General features: G+C 70.7%; 22 protein-coding genes. 15 read left to right on the top strand and 7 right to left on the bottom strand.

All coding sequences use genetic code 11. The annotated features are described in order from the left end of the window. Window positions 1–611 (top strand): DegT/DnrJ/EryC1/StrS family aminotransferase (locus tag ACILRF_RS03595; protein WP_395670902.1); only part of this gene is annotated, 611 nt, incomplete at its 5' end. 6 nt (window positions 612–617) lie between these two features. On the opposite strand, the gene ACILRF_RS03590 is transcribed toward ACILRF_RS03595, so the two are convergent. After that, complete coding sequence (locus ACILRF_RS03590) at window positions 618–893, bottom strand: hypothetical protein (RefSeq protein ID WP_395670901.1); 276 nt, start codon at window positions 891–893, stop codon at window positions 618–620. A gap of 108 nt (window positions 894–1,001) precedes the next feature. Between ACILRF_RS03590 and ACILRF_RS03585 the strand changes: the two genes are divergently transcribed. The 3 genes from ACILRF_RS03585 to ACILRF_RS03575 are packed head-to-tail and all read left to right on the top strand — an operon-like array spanning window position 1,002 to window position 2,681. Continuing rightward, window positions 1,002–1,748, top strand: a complete 747-nt coding sequence (locus tag ACILRF_RS03585; RefSeq protein ID WP_395670900.1) for a YebC/PmpR family DNA-binding transcriptional regulator — start codon at window positions 1,002–1,004, stop codon at window positions 1,746–1,748. Window positions 1,749–1,750: 2 nt separating this feature from the next. Continuing rightward, the gene (locus ACILRF_RS03580) at window positions 1,751–1,948 is read left to right on the top strand and encodes a hypothetical protein (RefSeq protein WP_395670899.1); all 198 of its coding nucleotides are present in this window, start codon (window positions 1,751–1,753) and stop codon (window positions 1,946–1,948) included. Window positions 1,949–1,979: 31 nt separating this feature from the next. Next, window positions 1,980–2,681 carry an MgtC/SapB family protein gene (locus ACILRF_RS03575; protein WP_395670898.1) on the top strand — a complete coding sequence of 234 codons (702 nt, stop codon included), beginning with the start codon at window positions 1,980–1,982 and terminating at the stop codon, window positions 2,679–2,681. A gap of 10 nt (window positions 2,682–2,691) precedes the next feature. Here the strand turns inward: ACILRF_RS03575 and ACILRF_RS03570 are convergent, their stop codons facing one another. Beyond that, window positions 2,692–3,498: a hypothetical protein gene (locus ACILRF_RS03570; RefSeq protein WP_395670897.1), complete on the bottom strand. Its 807-nt coding sequence runs from the start codon at window positions 3,496–3,498 to the stop codon at window positions 2,692–2,694. A 46-nt stretch (window positions 3,499–3,544) separates the two neighbouring features. Here ACILRF_RS03570 and ACILRF_RS03565 point away from each other — a divergent pair, with 46 nt between their 5' ends. Continuing rightward, window positions 3,545–4,858, top strand: coding sequence for an SLC13 family permease (locus tag ACILRF_RS03565; RefSeq protein ID WP_395670896.1), 1,314 nt, complete (start codon window positions 3,545–3,547; stop codon window positions 4,856–4,858). Between the two features lie 6 nt (window positions 4,859–4,864). Here the strand turns inward: ACILRF_RS03565 and ACILRF_RS03560 are convergent, their stop codons facing one another. The 4 genes from ACILRF_RS03560 to ACILRF_RS03545 all read right to left on the bottom strand — a co-directional run bounded on the left by ACILRF_RS03560 (window position 4,865) and on the right by ACILRF_RS03545 (window position 6,522). Next, window positions 4,865–5,140 carry a DUF5985 family protein gene (locus ACILRF_RS03560; RefSeq protein WP_395670895.1) on the bottom strand — a complete coding sequence of 92 codons (276 nt, stop codon included), beginning with the start codon at window positions 5,138–5,140 and terminating at the stop codon, window positions 4,865–4,867. Continuing rightward, the gene (locus ACILRF_RS03555) at window positions 5,137–5,424 is read right to left on the bottom strand and encodes a DUF5985 family protein (RefSeq protein ID WP_395670894.1); all 288 of its coding nucleotides are present in this window, start codon (window positions 5,422–5,424) and stop codon (window positions 5,137–5,139) included. Before ACILRF_RS03555 ends, ACILRF_RS03560 begins: the two co-directional genes overlap by 4 nt. Continuing rightward, entirely contained in the window at window positions 5,421–5,795 is a 375-nt protein-coding gene (locus ACILRF_RS03550) for a hypothetical protein (RefSeq protein WP_395670893.1), read from the bottom strand. The genes ACILRF_RS03555 and ACILRF_RS03550 overlap by 4 nt, the downstream gene beginning before the upstream one ends. Window positions 5,796–5,892: 97 nt before the next feature. Beyond that, window positions 5,893–6,522 carry a superoxide dismutase gene (locus ACILRF_RS03545; RefSeq protein ID WP_395670892.1) on the bottom strand — a complete coding sequence of 210 codons (630 nt, stop codon included), beginning with the start codon at window positions 6,520–6,522 and terminating at the stop codon, window positions 5,893–5,895. An 88-nt stretch (window positions 6,523–6,610) separates the two neighbouring features. Between ACILRF_RS03545 and ACILRF_RS03540 the strand changes: the two genes are divergently transcribed. Together ACILRF_RS03540 and ACILRF_RS03535 are read left to right on the top strand one after the other, a co-directional pair. Then, window positions 6,611–7,090, top strand: coding sequence for a hypothetical protein (locus ACILRF_RS03540; RefSeq protein WP_395670891.1), 480 nt, complete (start codon window positions 6,611–6,613; stop codon window positions 7,088–7,090). A gap of 10 nt (window positions 7,091–7,100) precedes the next feature. Beyond that, window positions 7,101–7,694: a peptidylprolyl isomerase gene (locus ACILRF_RS03535; protein WP_395670890.1), complete on the top strand. Its 594-nt coding sequence runs from the start codon at window positions 7,101–7,103 to the stop codon at window positions 7,692–7,694. Here ACILRF_RS03535 and ACILRF_RS03530 read toward each other — a convergent pair. After that, entirely contained in the window at window positions 7,691–8,767 is a 1,077-nt protein-coding gene (locus tag ACILRF_RS03530) for a response regulator (protein ID WP_395670889.1), read from the bottom strand. The two genes, ACILRF_RS03535 and ACILRF_RS03530, sit on opposite strands and share 4 nt — an antisense overlap. 198 nt (window positions 8,768–8,965) lie before the next feature. On the opposite strand from ACILRF_RS03530, the gene ACILRF_RS03525 reads away from it, so the two are divergent. The 8 genes from ACILRF_RS03525 to ACILRF_RS03490 all read left to right on the top strand — a co-directional run bounded on the left by ACILRF_RS03525 (window position 8,966) and on the right by ACILRF_RS03490 (window position 13,883). Continuing rightward, window positions 8,966–9,091, top strand: coding sequence for a hypothetical protein (locus ACILRF_RS03525; protein WP_395670888.1), 126 nt, complete (start codon window positions 8,966–8,968; stop codon window positions 9,089–9,091). Window positions 9,092–9,171: 80 nt separating this feature from the next. Further along, window positions 9,172–9,702: a crossover junction endodeoxyribonuclease RuvC gene (ruvC, locus tag ACILRF_RS03520; RefSeq protein WP_395670887.1), complete on the top strand. Its 531-nt coding sequence runs from the start codon at window positions 9,172–9,174 to the stop codon at window positions 9,700–9,702. Then, a complete protein-coding gene (ruvA, locus tag ACILRF_RS03515; RefSeq protein ID WP_395670886.1) occupies window positions 9,699–10,310 on the top strand; it encodes a Holliday junction branch migration protein RuvA in 612 nt (203 codons plus the stop codon). The genes ruvC and ruvA overlap by 4 nt, the downstream gene beginning before the upstream one ends. Next, entirely contained in the window at window positions 10,307–11,329 is a 1,023-nt protein-coding gene (ruvB, locus tag ACILRF_RS03510; RefSeq protein ID WP_395670885.1) for a Holliday junction branch migration DNA helicase RuvB, read from the top strand. Before ruvA ends, ruvB begins: the two co-directional genes overlap by 4 nt. Window positions 11,330–11,353: 24 nt before the next feature. Further along, window positions 11,354–11,803, top strand: a complete 450-nt coding sequence (locus ACILRF_RS03505; RefSeq protein WP_395670884.1) for a YbgC/FadM family acyl-CoA thioesterase — start codon at window positions 11,354–11,356, stop codon at window positions 11,801–11,803. A 58-nt stretch (window positions 11,804–11,861) separates the two neighbouring features. Beyond that, window positions 11,862–12,563 (top strand): protein TolQ, encoded by a 702-nt coding sequence (gene tolQ, locus ACILRF_RS03500; RefSeq protein WP_395670883.1) that lies wholly within the window; start codon window positions 11,862–11,864, stop codon window positions 12,561–12,563. Between the two features lies 1 nt (window position 12,564). Next, complete coding sequence (locus tag ACILRF_RS03495) at window positions 12,565–13,074, top strand: ExbD/TolR family protein (protein ID WP_395670882.1); 510 nt, start codon at window positions 12,565–12,567, stop codon at window positions 13,072–13,074. Further along, entirely contained in the window at window positions 13,071–13,883 is an 813-nt protein-coding gene (locus tag ACILRF_RS03490) for an energy transducer TonB (RefSeq protein ID WP_395670881.1), read from the top strand. Before ACILRF_RS03495 ends, ACILRF_RS03490 begins: the two co-directional genes overlap by 4 nt. Window positions 13,884–13,888: the final 5 nt, after the last annotated feature.

Raw genomic sequence — 13,888 nt, 5'->3', positions numbered from 1 at the left:
GGGCGGACGTGGCCACCACCTCGTTCTTCCCGGCCAAGCCGCTCGGCGCCTATGGCGACGGCGGGGCGGTGCTGAGCAAGGACGCGCGCCTGCACGACCTGCTGGTCAGCATCCGGGTCCACGGCCAAGCCGTGAAGTCAGACGTCGAAGGCCGCACCTTCGAGCACGACCCGCGCTACCTGAACCTGCGGATCGGCACCAACAGCCGGATGGACACCATCCAGGCCGCCGTACTGCTCGAGAAGCTGAAGATCTTCCCCGACGAGATCGAGGCCCGGAACCGGGTGGCGCAGCGCTATGACGCCGGCCTGCGGGACGTCGTGCGTACGCCCAAGGTGATCGACGGCGGGCGCAGCGTCTGGGCGCAGTACACCATAGAAGCCGAGGGCCGCGACGCCCTGGCCGGCCGGCTGCGCGAGCAAGGCGTGCCGACGGCCGTCTACTATCCGATCCCAATCCATCGGCAGGGCGTCTATTCCGGGTACCCGACCGCGCCGGGCGGCTTGCCGGCGACGGACGAAAAGGCCGGGCGCGTCATCAGCCTGCCGATGCACCCCTACCTGTCGGACGCGGACCAGGACGCGGTTATCGCCGCCGTCCGGGGCGGCTGACGCCGCTCAGTGCAGCCGGGGCCCTCTGAGCCTCGGCCGCACGACCTCGACCCGGCGATCGGGACCGAGCCAATGCATCAGCGCAAGAACGGTCACCGTCGCCACGGCGCCCAATGCGAAGGCGCCGGCCGCCGCCATCGAGATGCCAGCGGGGCCGAAGGACATCGGCCGCGGCTCCATCCAGTGGACCACCTCGCCGTTCGGCTCGTTGGGCAGAACCTCGTCCCAGTCGTCGTGACCCGAGGCCCCGCGCTCAAACTGGTCATGGGTATGTTCGCTCATCGCCGCACTCCGCCTCCACTGGAGGCTGAACCCGCGCGCATGGCAGGGGTTCCGAAGCCGCCGACGCGAGGGTAGAACCTGCCGGTTCAACCACATCGCCGACGGACCATGGCCGGACACTCAAAATTCAAGAACATCATGCACCGCAAGGGCCGCGCCGATAGCGTGCGGTCCAAGCTGTTCTCCAAGCTCTCGCGCGAGATCACCGTCGCCGCCAAGTCGGGACTGCCCGATCCGGCGATGAACGCGCGCCTGCGCCTGGCCGTGGCCAACGCCAAGGCCGAGTCCATGCCCAAGGACAACATCGACCGCGCGATCAAGAAAGCCTCGGGGGGTGATGCGGAGACCTATGAGGACATCCGCTACGAAGGCTTCGGGCCCGGCGGCGTCGGTCTGATCGTCGAGGTGCTGACCGACAACCGCAACCGCGCGGCGGCGAACGTCCGGTCGCTGTTCTCCAAGCACGGCGGCAACCTGGGCGAGACGGGCGCCGTCTCCTTCATGTTCGATCGCGTGGGCCGCATCGTCTATCCGGCCTCGGTCGGCAGCGAGGACAAGGTCATGGAGGCGGCTATCGAGGCCGGCGCCGACGACGTCGAGTCCGACGAGGACGGCCACACCGTCTACACCGCATTCGAGCAGCTCAACGAGGTGGCCCAGGCGCTGGAAGCCAGCCTCGGCGAGGCCAAGTCGACCTCGATCGCCTGGCGGCCCAAGAGCCAGACGCCGATCGAGGGCGATCCGGCTGCGACGCTGATGAAGCTGATCGACGCCCTGGAGGACGACGACGACGTCCAGAACGTCTGGTCGAACGAGGACATCGCCACCGACGAGCTTGAGCGACTGCTGGCCTGACCATGGCGCGCAAGGACGATCCCCGCGTTACCGACCTCGCCCGCTATCGCCGGGCGCGGGAGCAGGCGCGGCGCACCCCGCCGCGGAAACCGCAGCCCTCGTCCGAGCGGCTGCTGGGCGGGCGGCGCAACGCCGGGGTGATCCTGGCGATCGTGGCGATCGTCCTGCTGGCGCTTTGGCTCGGTCCGATCTTCCTCTGAACCCCTGCCGGGCGGGGTCGTTGATCCGATGATGGACGAGTGGCTGCGCATCCTGGTCGAGTACGTCGCGCCGATCGCCGGGGCGGTTGCCGCCGGCGGGGCGATCGGCCTGGAGCGTGAGTACCGGGGACGGCCGGCAGGTCTGCGCACCCACATGCTGGTCGCCCTGGCCTCGGCCCTGCTGATGCTGGCGGCGGTGCACCAGATGCACTGGCTGTCCGACACCCCGCAAGACGTCGTTCGCATCGACCCGGTGCGCATGGCGCACGGCATCCTGACCGGCATCGGCTTCCTGTGCGGCGGCGTGATCTTCCGCCACGGCTTGTCGGTGCACGGCCTGACGAGCGCCGCGTCCCTGTGGATCACCTCGGCGCTCGGCACCCTCTACGGCGTCGGCTTCTACGGCCTGGCGATCGGCGGGACGTTGGCGACGCTGATCGTGCTGATCGTCCTGCGGCGGGTGGACGACACCATGCCCAAGACGATGATCATGGACGTGGAGGTCCGCTATCGCCGCGGCGACTGGCTGCCGGAGCCGGAGTTCCGCGCCCTCGTCACCGAGCTTGGCCTGAGACCGGCGGTGATCGGTCACAAGCTGCTGAGCGGCGGCGACCTGATCGAGATCGCCACCACCCTGCGCGGATCGAACGCGGCCCGGACCGAAGCGCTGTCGGCCAAGCTGTGCGCCGACCCGCGGGTCGTCGAGTTCGAGATCTTGCCTCGCGCCGACTGAACCGCCCATCTCAGCCACCCCATTCCGAGAGCAGCTCCCCGGACGGGGTTTCGAAGGCGATGCGGGTGAAGGTCACCGCGACCAGGCAAACCGGCCGGCGGTCGGGATGCTCGCTGCGGCAGCGGACCGGCCGCTGGTCCTCGGGCGAGGCCACGCGGCCCTCGAGGATCAGGCGGAAACCGCCCGCCCCGATCGGAGTCTGGGGCGCCGTCTTGATGGTGACTTCATAGGGGCGGTCGCCGCGCCGACCGATGCGCGAGCCACCGGCCTCGAAGGCCTGCGCCAACCCGACGCTCTCCGCTTCGGGCAAGCCGGTGGGCGCGAGGGTCAGCCCCTCCGCCGTCGTCGGCTTCGCGCCCGCCGGGCAGGCGTCACCGGCGATCCACGGCCGCCGCAGCCAGAACCCGTTGATGGCTTCCGTGGTCTCGCCCCCGACCAGGTCGCGCGCCCAGGGCGCGGTCGTCCAGTTCTCCGGCCGGACGCTGAGCTTCAGGGACCCGGCCTCGGCGTCGTAGGCGTAGCTTGCGCCGGCCTGGGGCGTCGGGCCGGTGCAGCCGAACGGCATCCGGATCTTAAACCGCCGGCCTGCGAGCCGGGTGGCGGCGGCCGGATAGGGCCCGGCGGTCGCCGCCGCATCGGCGGCGGCCGCGACGGCGCCCAGCAGTTCGGCCCGGGCCAGGACCGGCGGCGGAGCGGGCGGCCGAGCGGCCGTGGGCGGCGCAGGCTTCGCCGGTTCCGGCTGGTCGACGCAGGCGCTCAGGAGGCTCAGCCCGGCGGCGGCGAGCAGGTCGCGGCCGAGGACGGGACGAAAACCCATGGCCGAACGATAGCAGGCAATCGCCCGCTGGCCTACGCTAGGCGCGATGAGCTTCGATCAAACGGCCGCCCTCGCCGTCCTAATCGCGGTCATGGCCGCCCTGATCTGGGGAAAGCTTCGGGCCGACATCGTGGCGCTCGCCGGCGCCGCGGCGCTGCTCGCCCTGGGCGTGGTTCGGCCGGTTGAAGCGCAAGGCGCGTTCGCGAGCCCGGCGTTGATCGCCCTCGCCTCACTGTTCGTCATCGCCTACGCCCTCGAACTGTCGGGCCTGCTCGACGCGATCATCCGGGCGGCGATCCGCCTCTGCCGGCGGCTGAGAACGGTCGGCGTCTGGGTCGTGCTGGGGCTGTGCGGCGGGGCCTCGGCCTTCCTCAACAACACGCCGATCGTGGTGCTGGCGGCGCCCGTGGTGCGGGACGTCTCGACCTCGCTGAACCTGCCGCCGCGACGGTTCCTGATGCCGCTCTCGTACATCACCATCCTCGGCGGCTGCTGCACGCTGATCGGCACCTCGACCAACCTGCTGGTCAACGACATGGCGGTGAGCGCCGGCCAACCGGGGTTCAGCCTCTTCGACGTCACGCCCGTCGCCCTGGTCGTCGCCGCCGTCGGGGTCGCCTACCTGGTGCTCGTCGCGCCGCACCTGCTGCGCGGCTCCGGCAGCGGCGCTGCCCCCACCACCTATGCCCAGGCCGTCGAGGACGCCGCCGGCGCGGGCGACGGCTCGGTCGGCGATCCGAACCTGTTCGTCGAGGCGCGCCCGCTGGACCTGCGCCGCGCGCTGTTTTCGCTCGGCGTCTTCGTGACGGTGGTGGCGGTGGCGGCCCTCGGATACGCCCCGATCGCCGCGACAGCCTTCACCGGCGCGGTGGTGCTGATCCTGACCCGCACGATCAGCGCCGACGAGGCCTACCGTGGCCTGCGGCCGGAGGTGCTGCTGCTGATCGCCGGCATGGTCGTCGTCGGCCTGTCGCTGGAGCTGTCGGGCCTGGCGGGCGTGGCGACGAACCGGCTGGCCACGGCGATGTCCGGCCTCGGCCCGCACATGGCGCTGGCGATCTTCTACGGCGTGACGCTGATCCTGACGGAGATCCTGTCGAACGCGACGGTGGCGGTCCTTCTCACCCCGGTCGCGGTCGCCCTGGCCGAGAGCCTGGGGGTCAGCCCGCAGCCGTTCATCGTCGCGGTGATGATCGCCGCCAGCGCCGCCTTTGCGACTCCGTTCGGCTACCAGACCAATGTCCTCGTCTATGAGATGGGCCGCTACAGCTACACGGATTTCCTGCGCGTCGGCCTGCCGCTGAACCTTATCACCGGGGCGGCCGCCGTGCTGGCGATCCCGCACTTCTTCCCGTTCTGAGGCCGATCAGGAACGGCGCATGTTCTTGCGCAGGATCGCCCCGATGATCAGCAGGAAACCCGCCAGCCGCAGGAGGTAGACGCCGCTGAGGTTCTCGTCAGCGACGCCGAACAGCACCGGCACGGCCTGGTTGATGGCCAGCAGGGCGAACCCGGCCGCGAACGCCAGGAACAGGGCGTCGCCTGTGCGGCGCCAGAACTTCAGGAAGTGCAAGCCGACGGCGAGGAAGCCGATGGACAGCGCGCCGCCCATGAAAGCGACGAGGGCGGGATCGCCGGTCATGACTCGATCTCGAACGTGAAGCCGTAGAGCAGCACGGCCACTGCGGCGATGGAGGCGGCCTGCCGGAACGGCCAGAGGTTGACGTCCGGGAAGACGACCATGTCGCCGACCAGGAAGAGGTTATTCAGCGCCAGGAAGGCAAAGCCCAGGGCGGTGTAGAGCAGGAGCTTGCTGCGGCTGGCCCGGTAGGATCGCAGGAGCAGTCCGGCGCAGATGACGCTGGTGGCGAGGCACAGGCCGTAGACGGCCGTCGGAGCCCAGTCGTTGGCAGCCCAGTCGGTCACTTCCCGTCCCCCCTGAACTTGAAGGCGTCGGCGAGACCCTGCAGCGGGTCGGGCGGCGCGGCGATCATGTTGATGATAGCGACCGGGCGCTGGCGATAGGCCTGCTCCAGCCGGCCGCAGAGGTCGTCGAGCACCGGGCTGACCGGCGCATAGCGGAAACAATCCTGGTCGTCGTGGACGACGATTCCGCTCCGCTGGAAACGGTCGAGGTTGTCGCTGACGAGCGACTGGCTGGCGCGCAGCTCGCGCACGAGGTCGGCCGGCGGCCAGCACCGCTCAGGGTCGCGCTTCAGCAGCAGCAGCAGCTCCAGCGCCCATACGGAGCGCACATGCTCGCGCACAAAGCCGTGCAGTTCGTGGTCTGAGGCCAAGACGCCCCCTCAATCAGAACAGCGGGGCGACCCTAACGGCAACGGCCGAGGGATCAACCCCGGCCGGCGAGGTCGGTCGCCTCCGGGAGATTGTACGTCAGGCCGCGTCGTCGAAACGCCAGACCGCGCCCTGCCCGCGCGCGGCCGCGAGCTGCTCGGCGGCGAACGACCAGTTGGCCACTTCGTCAAACCAGCGCTCGAGGAAGGTTTTCCGGTCCTGCCGATAGTCGATGTAGTAGGCGTGCTCCCAGACGTCGCAGACCAGCAGCGGGACACTGTCGCTTGTGGCGTGGGTCCCAGCGTCGTGGGTGTCGGTGACCGCCAGCTTACCGTTCTCGACGACCAGCCAGGCCCAGCCGGAGGCGAAGTGGTTGGCGCCGGTCTCGACGAACTTCTCCCTGAGGTTCGCCAGGTCGCCGAACGCCTCTTCGATCAGGCGGGCAAGTTCGGCATCCGGGGCACGATAGTCCGGCGTCATGCTTTCCCAGAAGAAGGCGTGGTTCCAGGCCTGCGCGGCGTTGTTGAACAGCTTGCGCTCGCCGGCCGCCTCCGCGTGGGCGATGATCTCTTCGAGGCTTTTGCCCTCCAGGCCCTTCTCGGAGATCAGCTGGTTGGCGACGTCGACGTACTTGGCATGGTGTTTGTCGTGGTGGACGTGCAGGGTTTCGGACGACACGACGGGCTCAAGCGCCTCGTAGGCATAGGGCAAGGGCGGCAGCTTGATCATGGCCAAGGGTCCTTCGACGCGCACTGGGAGTTCTGGTTCCAATCCACGGCCGGTCCGACCGTTCCCTCAGAACGCCGCAGATAGATTCATGGCCACGCTTCGTAATCTTGCCCTGGCGCTTTCCGCCCTCCCGCTGCTGGCCGCCGCGCCAGCACCGATCCGCGAGGCCGAAGCGCGAGATCTGGTCGCCCGACAGGAGCAGGCCTGGAACGCCGGCGACCTGTCCGCCTGGGCGGCGACCTTCGCCGCGAACGCCCGCTTTACCGACCAGACGCGCACCGGCGACGACATGGTCACCTATGGCGTCGCGAGCTTGCCGCAGGCGCGGGCACAGGCGGCGAAGCTGCGCGCCCGGGCCCAGGTGCAGGACGTCAGCGTCGTCGATCGGGTGATCCTGTCGCCCGCGGGAGCCCGGGTGATCTCGCGCAAGGTGACCCGGATCGAGACCGAGGGCCGTGTGCGCCGGTCATGCGCGGTCAGCGCGCAGGACCTTCGCAGGGCGAACGGGAGGGTGCGCTCGCTCGGGCGGACCGACACCCTCTACCGCTGTCCGCCGGCTCGGCGTTAGGCTCCAGCCCATGAGCCAGACCCGCCGCGCCTTCCTCACCGCCAGCCTCCTCGCCGCCTCGCCGGCATTCGCCCAACCCACCGGCGCCGCCCGAGTCGCCCTGACCACCGCTCAGGGCGTCATCGTGCTGGAGCTGGAGACCGCCAAGGCGCCGATCACGGCCGGCAACTTCCTGAAGTATGTCGACCGGCGACTCTATGACGGCGCCGCCTTCTACCGGGCCTCGACGCCGCCGGTCGGCCCGAAGACCTCCGGGCTGCTGCAGGGCGGGCTGCAGAACGATCCGAAGAAGGTGCTGCCGCCGATCGCCCACGAGACCACCGCCCAGACCGGCCTCAGCCACGTCGACGGGACGATCTCCATGGGCCGCCACGCCCCGGGCACGGCTCAGGCCGATTGGTTCATCTGCGTCGGCGACCAACCCTACCTGAACGCCGACTCAGGCAGCCCCGGCTTCGCCGCCTTCGGCCGCGTCGTCGAGGGCATGGACCTCGTGAAGACGCTGCTCGCCCTGCCCGTCGATCCGGAGCGGGGCGAGGGCTCGATGAAGGGCGAAATGCTGGTCAGTCCGGTGCGGATCGCGACGGCGCGCCGGGTTCCTTAAGCGACGGCGCTGAGGTCCAGGCTCTCGCGGCTCAGCGCCCGGGTCAAAGCGGTGAGGAGGCCGGCGGCGGTGATCGGCATCGACATGTGCAGGTCGGCGCCGGCCGCGGAGGCCTGAGCCGCCGCCGCGCCATCGCGGGAGACGGCGAGGATCGGCGCCCGGCGACCGCCGCGGGCGGCCTCTTCGCGGCGGATCACCCGCATGCTGTTGAGCCCGTCGCCCATCTCGAGACTCATCAGGATCAGGTCGAAGGCCTGGCCGCGGGCCATCTGGGCGGCTTCGGCGCCGGAGCGGGCCTCGACCAGCTCGATCTCGGCGTCGGCCTCGGCGAAGACGGTCCGCACGCCGTGACGGCGGGCGGGATCGGAGTCGGCGGACAGCACGCAGATGCGGCCGAGCGCGCGCGGAGCGGGCGCAACGGGCGCCTCGTCGAGCACCGCCTCTGCGACCAACTGATCAAGCGAGGCGGCGGCCCCTTCGATGACGCCGATCATCACCTTGAGGTCCGGCGTGTCGCAGACCTTGGTCAGCACCCTGGCCGCGCCCAGCAGTCCATCGAGGGGCTCGCGCACCTCTGGGCCGAGGCCCGACAGCAGAGCCTGCTTGTTGCGGGCCTCCTCAATGGCGCCCTGCAGGCCGCCGAGGGTCTGTTCCAGCTCGCGGAAGGCGGCGCGGCTCTGGTCCTCGGCCCGCTTGCGGCGCAGCTGCATCTCGACCCGGGCTGCGGCGACCTCCATGTCCACCGGCTTGGTGATGTAGTCGTTGGCGCCCAGCAGCAGCGCCTCGACCACGTCCTCGCTGGCCGACTTGGCCGTGACCATGATCACCGGCAGCTGGTTCTCGGACCGGGTCTCGCGCACCCGACGCAAGACCTCCAGCCCGTCGATGCCGGGCATCATGATGTCGAGGAGCACGACGTCGAACGGCTCCTTGCTGATGCGCTTGAGGGCGTCGGCGCCGTCCACCGCCTCGACCACGTCATAGCCGAGCTTGGCGAAGCGGCGCTTCAGGATGATGCGGTTGTCCTCGGTGTCGTCGACGACGAGGAGACGGGGGAGGGCTTGCGGCTGCATGGGGCTCACGCACGGCTGGTGACTTCGGCGCCCAGCATCCCAACTCACGTTTAAGTATCGGTGTATGGCGACAGAACAACCAGCGCGGGCCGTCAAATGATCTGGCGGAACCCGCCGCCCCGGCGCGCTTTTAGGAGCCGGCCCGGCATCGGACCGCAAGACATCACCGCGCGCGAGCGCCCCAGGAGCTGATAGCCCGTGAAGACCAAGACCCGTTCCTTCCAGGTGGTTTACCGCCGTCGGAAGCTCATCAACCGGCCGGCCCAGCCGACCTTCCGGCCGGCGGTCCTGAGCGCCATCCAGCCGAAGGGCGCCGGCGCCTGAGGGCTCAGCGGCCGCCTGATCGCGGCCGCGCCTTCATTCCTCCTTCACCCTTTCGGGGGCATCCGTCATCTTAAGAACAGATGACGAACGCGATTCGCCCCCTCTCTTCGCGCGCCGTGCGCATCCTGGGGCTCGACCCCGGCCTCCGCCGCACCGGCTGGGGCGTGATCGCCTGCGAAGGCACGCGGATGTCCCACGTGGCGCACGGGGTGCTGACGCCGGACACGACGGCGCCGTTCGCCGAGCGGCTGTTGGCGCTGCTTGACGGCCTGGCCGAGGTCATCGCTCGCCATGCGCCGGACGAGGCGGCGGTCGAAGAGACTTTCATGAACAACAACGCCGCCTCGGCGCTTAAGCTCGGCCACGCCCGGGCCTGCGCCCTGCTGGCGCCGGCCCGCGCCGGGCTGGCGGTGGCCGAATACGCGCCGACCGTGGTCAAGAAGGCCGTGGTCGGCACCGGCGGCGCGGACAAGGCCCAGGTCGGCTTCATGATCGCCCGCCTGCTGCCGACCGCCGGCCGCACCACCGCCGACGCCGCCGATGCGCTGGCCGTGGCCATCGCTCACGCCCACGCGCGGACGGCGCGGGCCGTCCTGGGTCGCGTCGCATGATCGGCCGGTTGCACGGGATCGTCGCCGAGGTCGGCGAGGAAGAGGCCCTGATCGACGTCGGCGGGGTTGGATACGTCGTGCGTTGCGGCGCTCGCACCCTCAGCCGCCTGCCCGAAGTCGGCGGCGAGACCGTGCTGCAGGTCGAGAGCCATTGGGGCGAGCAGACCGGCCTGACGCTCTACGGCTTCCTCGGGCGCGACGAGCGCCGGGCCTTCGTCGTCCTGCGCACTATCCAGGGGGTCGGGCCAAAGGCGGCTCTGGCCGTGCTCGACGTCCTGCCGCCGGCGGAACTCGCGGCCGCCTGCGCCCGCGACGACAGGGCGGCCGTAGCCCGGGCGCAGGGCGTCGGGCCGAAGCTCGCCCAGCGCATCGTCGCCGAGCTGAAGGGCAAGCCGATCACCGACGGGCCGGTCACCGCCTTTGCCCCGCCGACGGCCGCGACGCCGGCCGCCCCCTCCGCCACCGGCGAGGCGGTCGCCGCCCTGATGGGCCTGGGCGTCGCCGAACCGCAGGCCCGGCGCGTCGTCGAGCAGGCGTCCCTGCGGCTCGGCGACGAGGCCGAACCCGGCGCCCTGATCAAGGCCGCCTTGCAGGAACTCGGACGGTGACCCGCCTCGTCTCCGGCGAGCCGCAGCCCTTCGAAGGCGCCGACAAGGCGCTGCGCCCCCAGACCCTTGCGGAGTTCGTCGGCCAGGAGCAGGCCAAGGGCAACCTGTCGGTGTTCATCGAGGCGGCGAAGGCTCGGGCCGAGGCGCTGGACCACGTCCTGCTGTTCGGGCCGCCGGGGCTCGGCAAGACCACCCTCGCCCAGATCGTCGCCCGCGAGCTCGGGGTGAACTTCCGCGCGACCTCCGGCCCCGTGCTGGCCAAGGCCGGAGACCTGGCGGCAATCCTGACCAACCTCGAGCCGCGCGATGTGCTGTTCATTGACGAGATCCACCGGCTGGCGGCCAATGTCGAGGAGATCCTCTACCCGGCGATGGAGGACCACGTCCTCGACCTGGTGATCGGCGAAGGACCCTCGGCGCGGTCGATCCGCATCGACCTCGCCCCCTTCACCCTGGTGGCGGCGACGACCCGGGCCGGCCTGCTGGCGACGCCGCTGCGCGACCGCTTCGGCATCCCGCTCCGCCTGGAATTCTACACCCACGAGGAGCTCGGCCGGGTATTGGCAGGCGCGGCCGCAAAGCTCGGGCTGAGCCTCGCGCCCGAGGGCGCCGCCGAGATCGCCCGGCGCGCCCGCGGCACGCCACGGGTCGCCGGTCGGCTGCTGCGCCGGGTCCGGGACTTTGCGGCCGCGGATGGCGCGGATGTGATCGACCGCAAAGCCGCCGCCTCGGCCCTGGCCCGCCTCGACGTCGACGAGCATGGCCTCGACAGCCTCGACCGCCGATACCTGCGCGCGCTGATCGAGAACTACGCCGGGGGTCCGGCCGGCGTGGAGACCCTCGCCTACGCCATCGCCGAGGCGCGCGACGCCGTCGAGGACGTCATCGAGCCGTTCCTGATGCAGCAGGGCTTCATCCAGCGCACGCCGCGCGGCCGGATGGCCACCGCCCGGGCTTATGAACACCTGGGTTTGACCGCCCCGAAGCCGGTTCAGGGGCCGGACCTGTTCGACAAATAGCCGAACCCGGCTATCCCTTCGGATATGCAAACCGAGCCCAGCGCCGGCTGGCTGGACGGCCGCGAGCACGTCCTGCCGATCCGCGTCTATTACGAGGACACCGACTTCACCGGCGTCGTCTACCACGGCAACTACGCCCGCTACTTCGAGCGCGGCCGCAGCGACTTCCTGCGCGTAGCCGGCATCAGCCATGCGCTGCTGCTGGACCGGCCGGACCCGGCGGCGTTCACCGTCGTCAACCTGTCGATCGCCTACAAACGCGCGGCGCGGATCGACGACGCCCTGGCGGTTCGCACCGTCTACGAGCAGGTGAAGGGCCCGCGCCTCTACATCCGCCAACGTCTGTTCCGCGGCGAGGAGCTGCTGGCCGAGGCGCAGATCGAGGCCGCCTGTATCGACCTCAAGGGGCGGCCGCGCAAACCGCCCGCCGACCTCATTGCGGCGCTGCGGCCGCTGTTCCCGCAAACGCCTTAACTTCGCCGCAGGCTCGCCCCACCCACGATCCCGAAAACTGATTCGCTCCGGAAGGCCCATGGACCCCAACGCTGTCACGCCCGAGACCTTCGACGCCCTCAACCTCTTCCTGCGCGCCGACTGGGTGGTGAAGCTGGTGATGATCGGCCTGGCCGCGGCCTCGCTTTGGTCGTGGACGATCATCCTCGACAAGACGTTCCGCTTCGCCGCGCTGAATCGCGAGGCCAACAAGTTTGAAGACGCCGTCTCGTCCGGCCGCAGCCTGGAAGACATCGCCGCCGAAGCGGGCGAGCGGCCCCGCCACGCCCTGCCGCGCATGCTCCAGGGCGCGCTGAAGGAGTGGCGCGAAGCCCGCACCAAGGGTCAGGCCAGCGACGGCCAGGCCGCCTTCCTGATCCAGCGCATCGACCGGGTGCTGGACACCGTGATCGCCCGCGAGAGCGCCCGGGTCGAGGACGGGCTCGGCGCCCTGGCGATCGTCGCCACGGCCTCGCCGTTCATCGGCCTGTTCGGCACCGTCTGGGGCATCATGCACGCCTTCCAGTCGATCGCGATGCAGAAGAACACCTCGCTGGCGGTCGTCGCGCCGTCGATCGCCGAGGCGCTGTTCGCCACCGCCATCGGTCTGGTGGCCGCCATCCCGGCCTACATCGCCTTCAACGCCTTCTCGACCAAGGCCGGCAAGTATTCGGCGCGGCTGGAAGGCTTCGCCGACGACCTCTCGACCGCGATCCAGCGCCGGCTGGCGGAGCGCGTCTGACATGGGGATGTCCGCCAACGACGCCTTCGCCACCGGCGGGCGACGCAACCGCCGCCGGCACGGCCGCGGCCGGCGGGGCGCCCTGTCCGAGATCAACGTCACGCCGCTGGTCGACGTGATGCTGGTGCTGCTGATCATCTTCATGATCTCGGCGCCGTTGTTGACCGCCGGGGTGCCGGTCGAGCTGCCGAAGACCGAGGCCGGTGCGATGCAGGACCGGCCTGACCCTATCACCGTCTCAATCCAGGCCAGCGGCGCGCTCTTCATCGGCGAGGATCCGGTGCCGTTCTCGGGCCTCAGCCCCCGGCTGCAGGCGATGACCGAAGGCCAGACGACGCGGCCGATCTATGTCCGGGCGGACGGCAAGGCATCCTATGAGACCGTGGCCCAGGTGATGGCCTCGCTGTCGACCTCCGGATTCACTCAGATCAACCTGATCACCGACACGGGGGGGCCGTCATCCGGCGCGAACCCGGCCGCCCCTCCGTCCGCGGAGCCGGCCCAGCCGTGATCCGACGGGAGATATCGCCGGCCGCCGCCGGCTCCGTCCTGCTGCACGCAGGCGTGGCGGCGGCGATGCTGATCTCCTGGCCATGGGCGAAGGACCTGAAGGTGGGCGCGGTGACGCCCGTGACCATCGTCGCCAACGCCCCGGTCACCGACCTGCGCGAGGCCGAACAGGCGCCGGAGACGCAGACGGCGCAGACCGAAGCGCCCGTTCCCGACGCGCCGGCTCAGTCGGCGCCGCCGGAGCCAACCCCGGCGCCGCCGACGCCCCGTCCGACGCCGACACCGCTCCCCAGACCGACCCCGGCGCCCGCGCCCAAGCCGGCGCCGGCCAAGCCCTCACCGCCCAAGCCACAGCCGAAGCCCGCCGAGCGCAGCCTCGACTTTGACGCCCTGCTGGCCTCGATCCCGGCCCAGCGGAACGCGCCGGCCCGTCCCTCGTCGGCGCAGCGCGGCCGCTCGCAGGCCGAGACCGCCCCGCAAGCGCGGCCGAACCTCGGGGCGGGCCTGGCGGCTTCGGCGGCCATGAGCGGCCTCGCCGACGAACTGCAACGGCGCTGGAACCCCAACTGCGAGGTCGAGGGCGGCCGCGATGTGGTGGTGCGCGTCACCTTCACCCTCGGAGCCGGCGGACAGGTGACCGGCGAGCCGACCTCCGAGATCCGCGGCCCGCGCAACGCCGTCGCCCAGGCTGCGGCCGAACGCGCGGTTCGCGCGGTCTACGCCGCCGCCCCCTTCCGCAACCTGCCGCGCGAGTTCTACGGTCAAAGAGTGGCCGTGAACTTCAACGCCCGCGAGGCCTGCAAGCTATGATCATC

It is taken from the genome of Phenylobacterium sp., assembly GCF_044236515.1.
Classification (GTDB): Bacteria; Pseudomonadota; Alphaproteobacteria; order Caulobacterales; family Caulobacteraceae; genus Phenylobacterium.
Note: the sequence above shows the minus strand (reverse complement) of the source record. Positions and strands in the feature narration are given on the sequence as shown.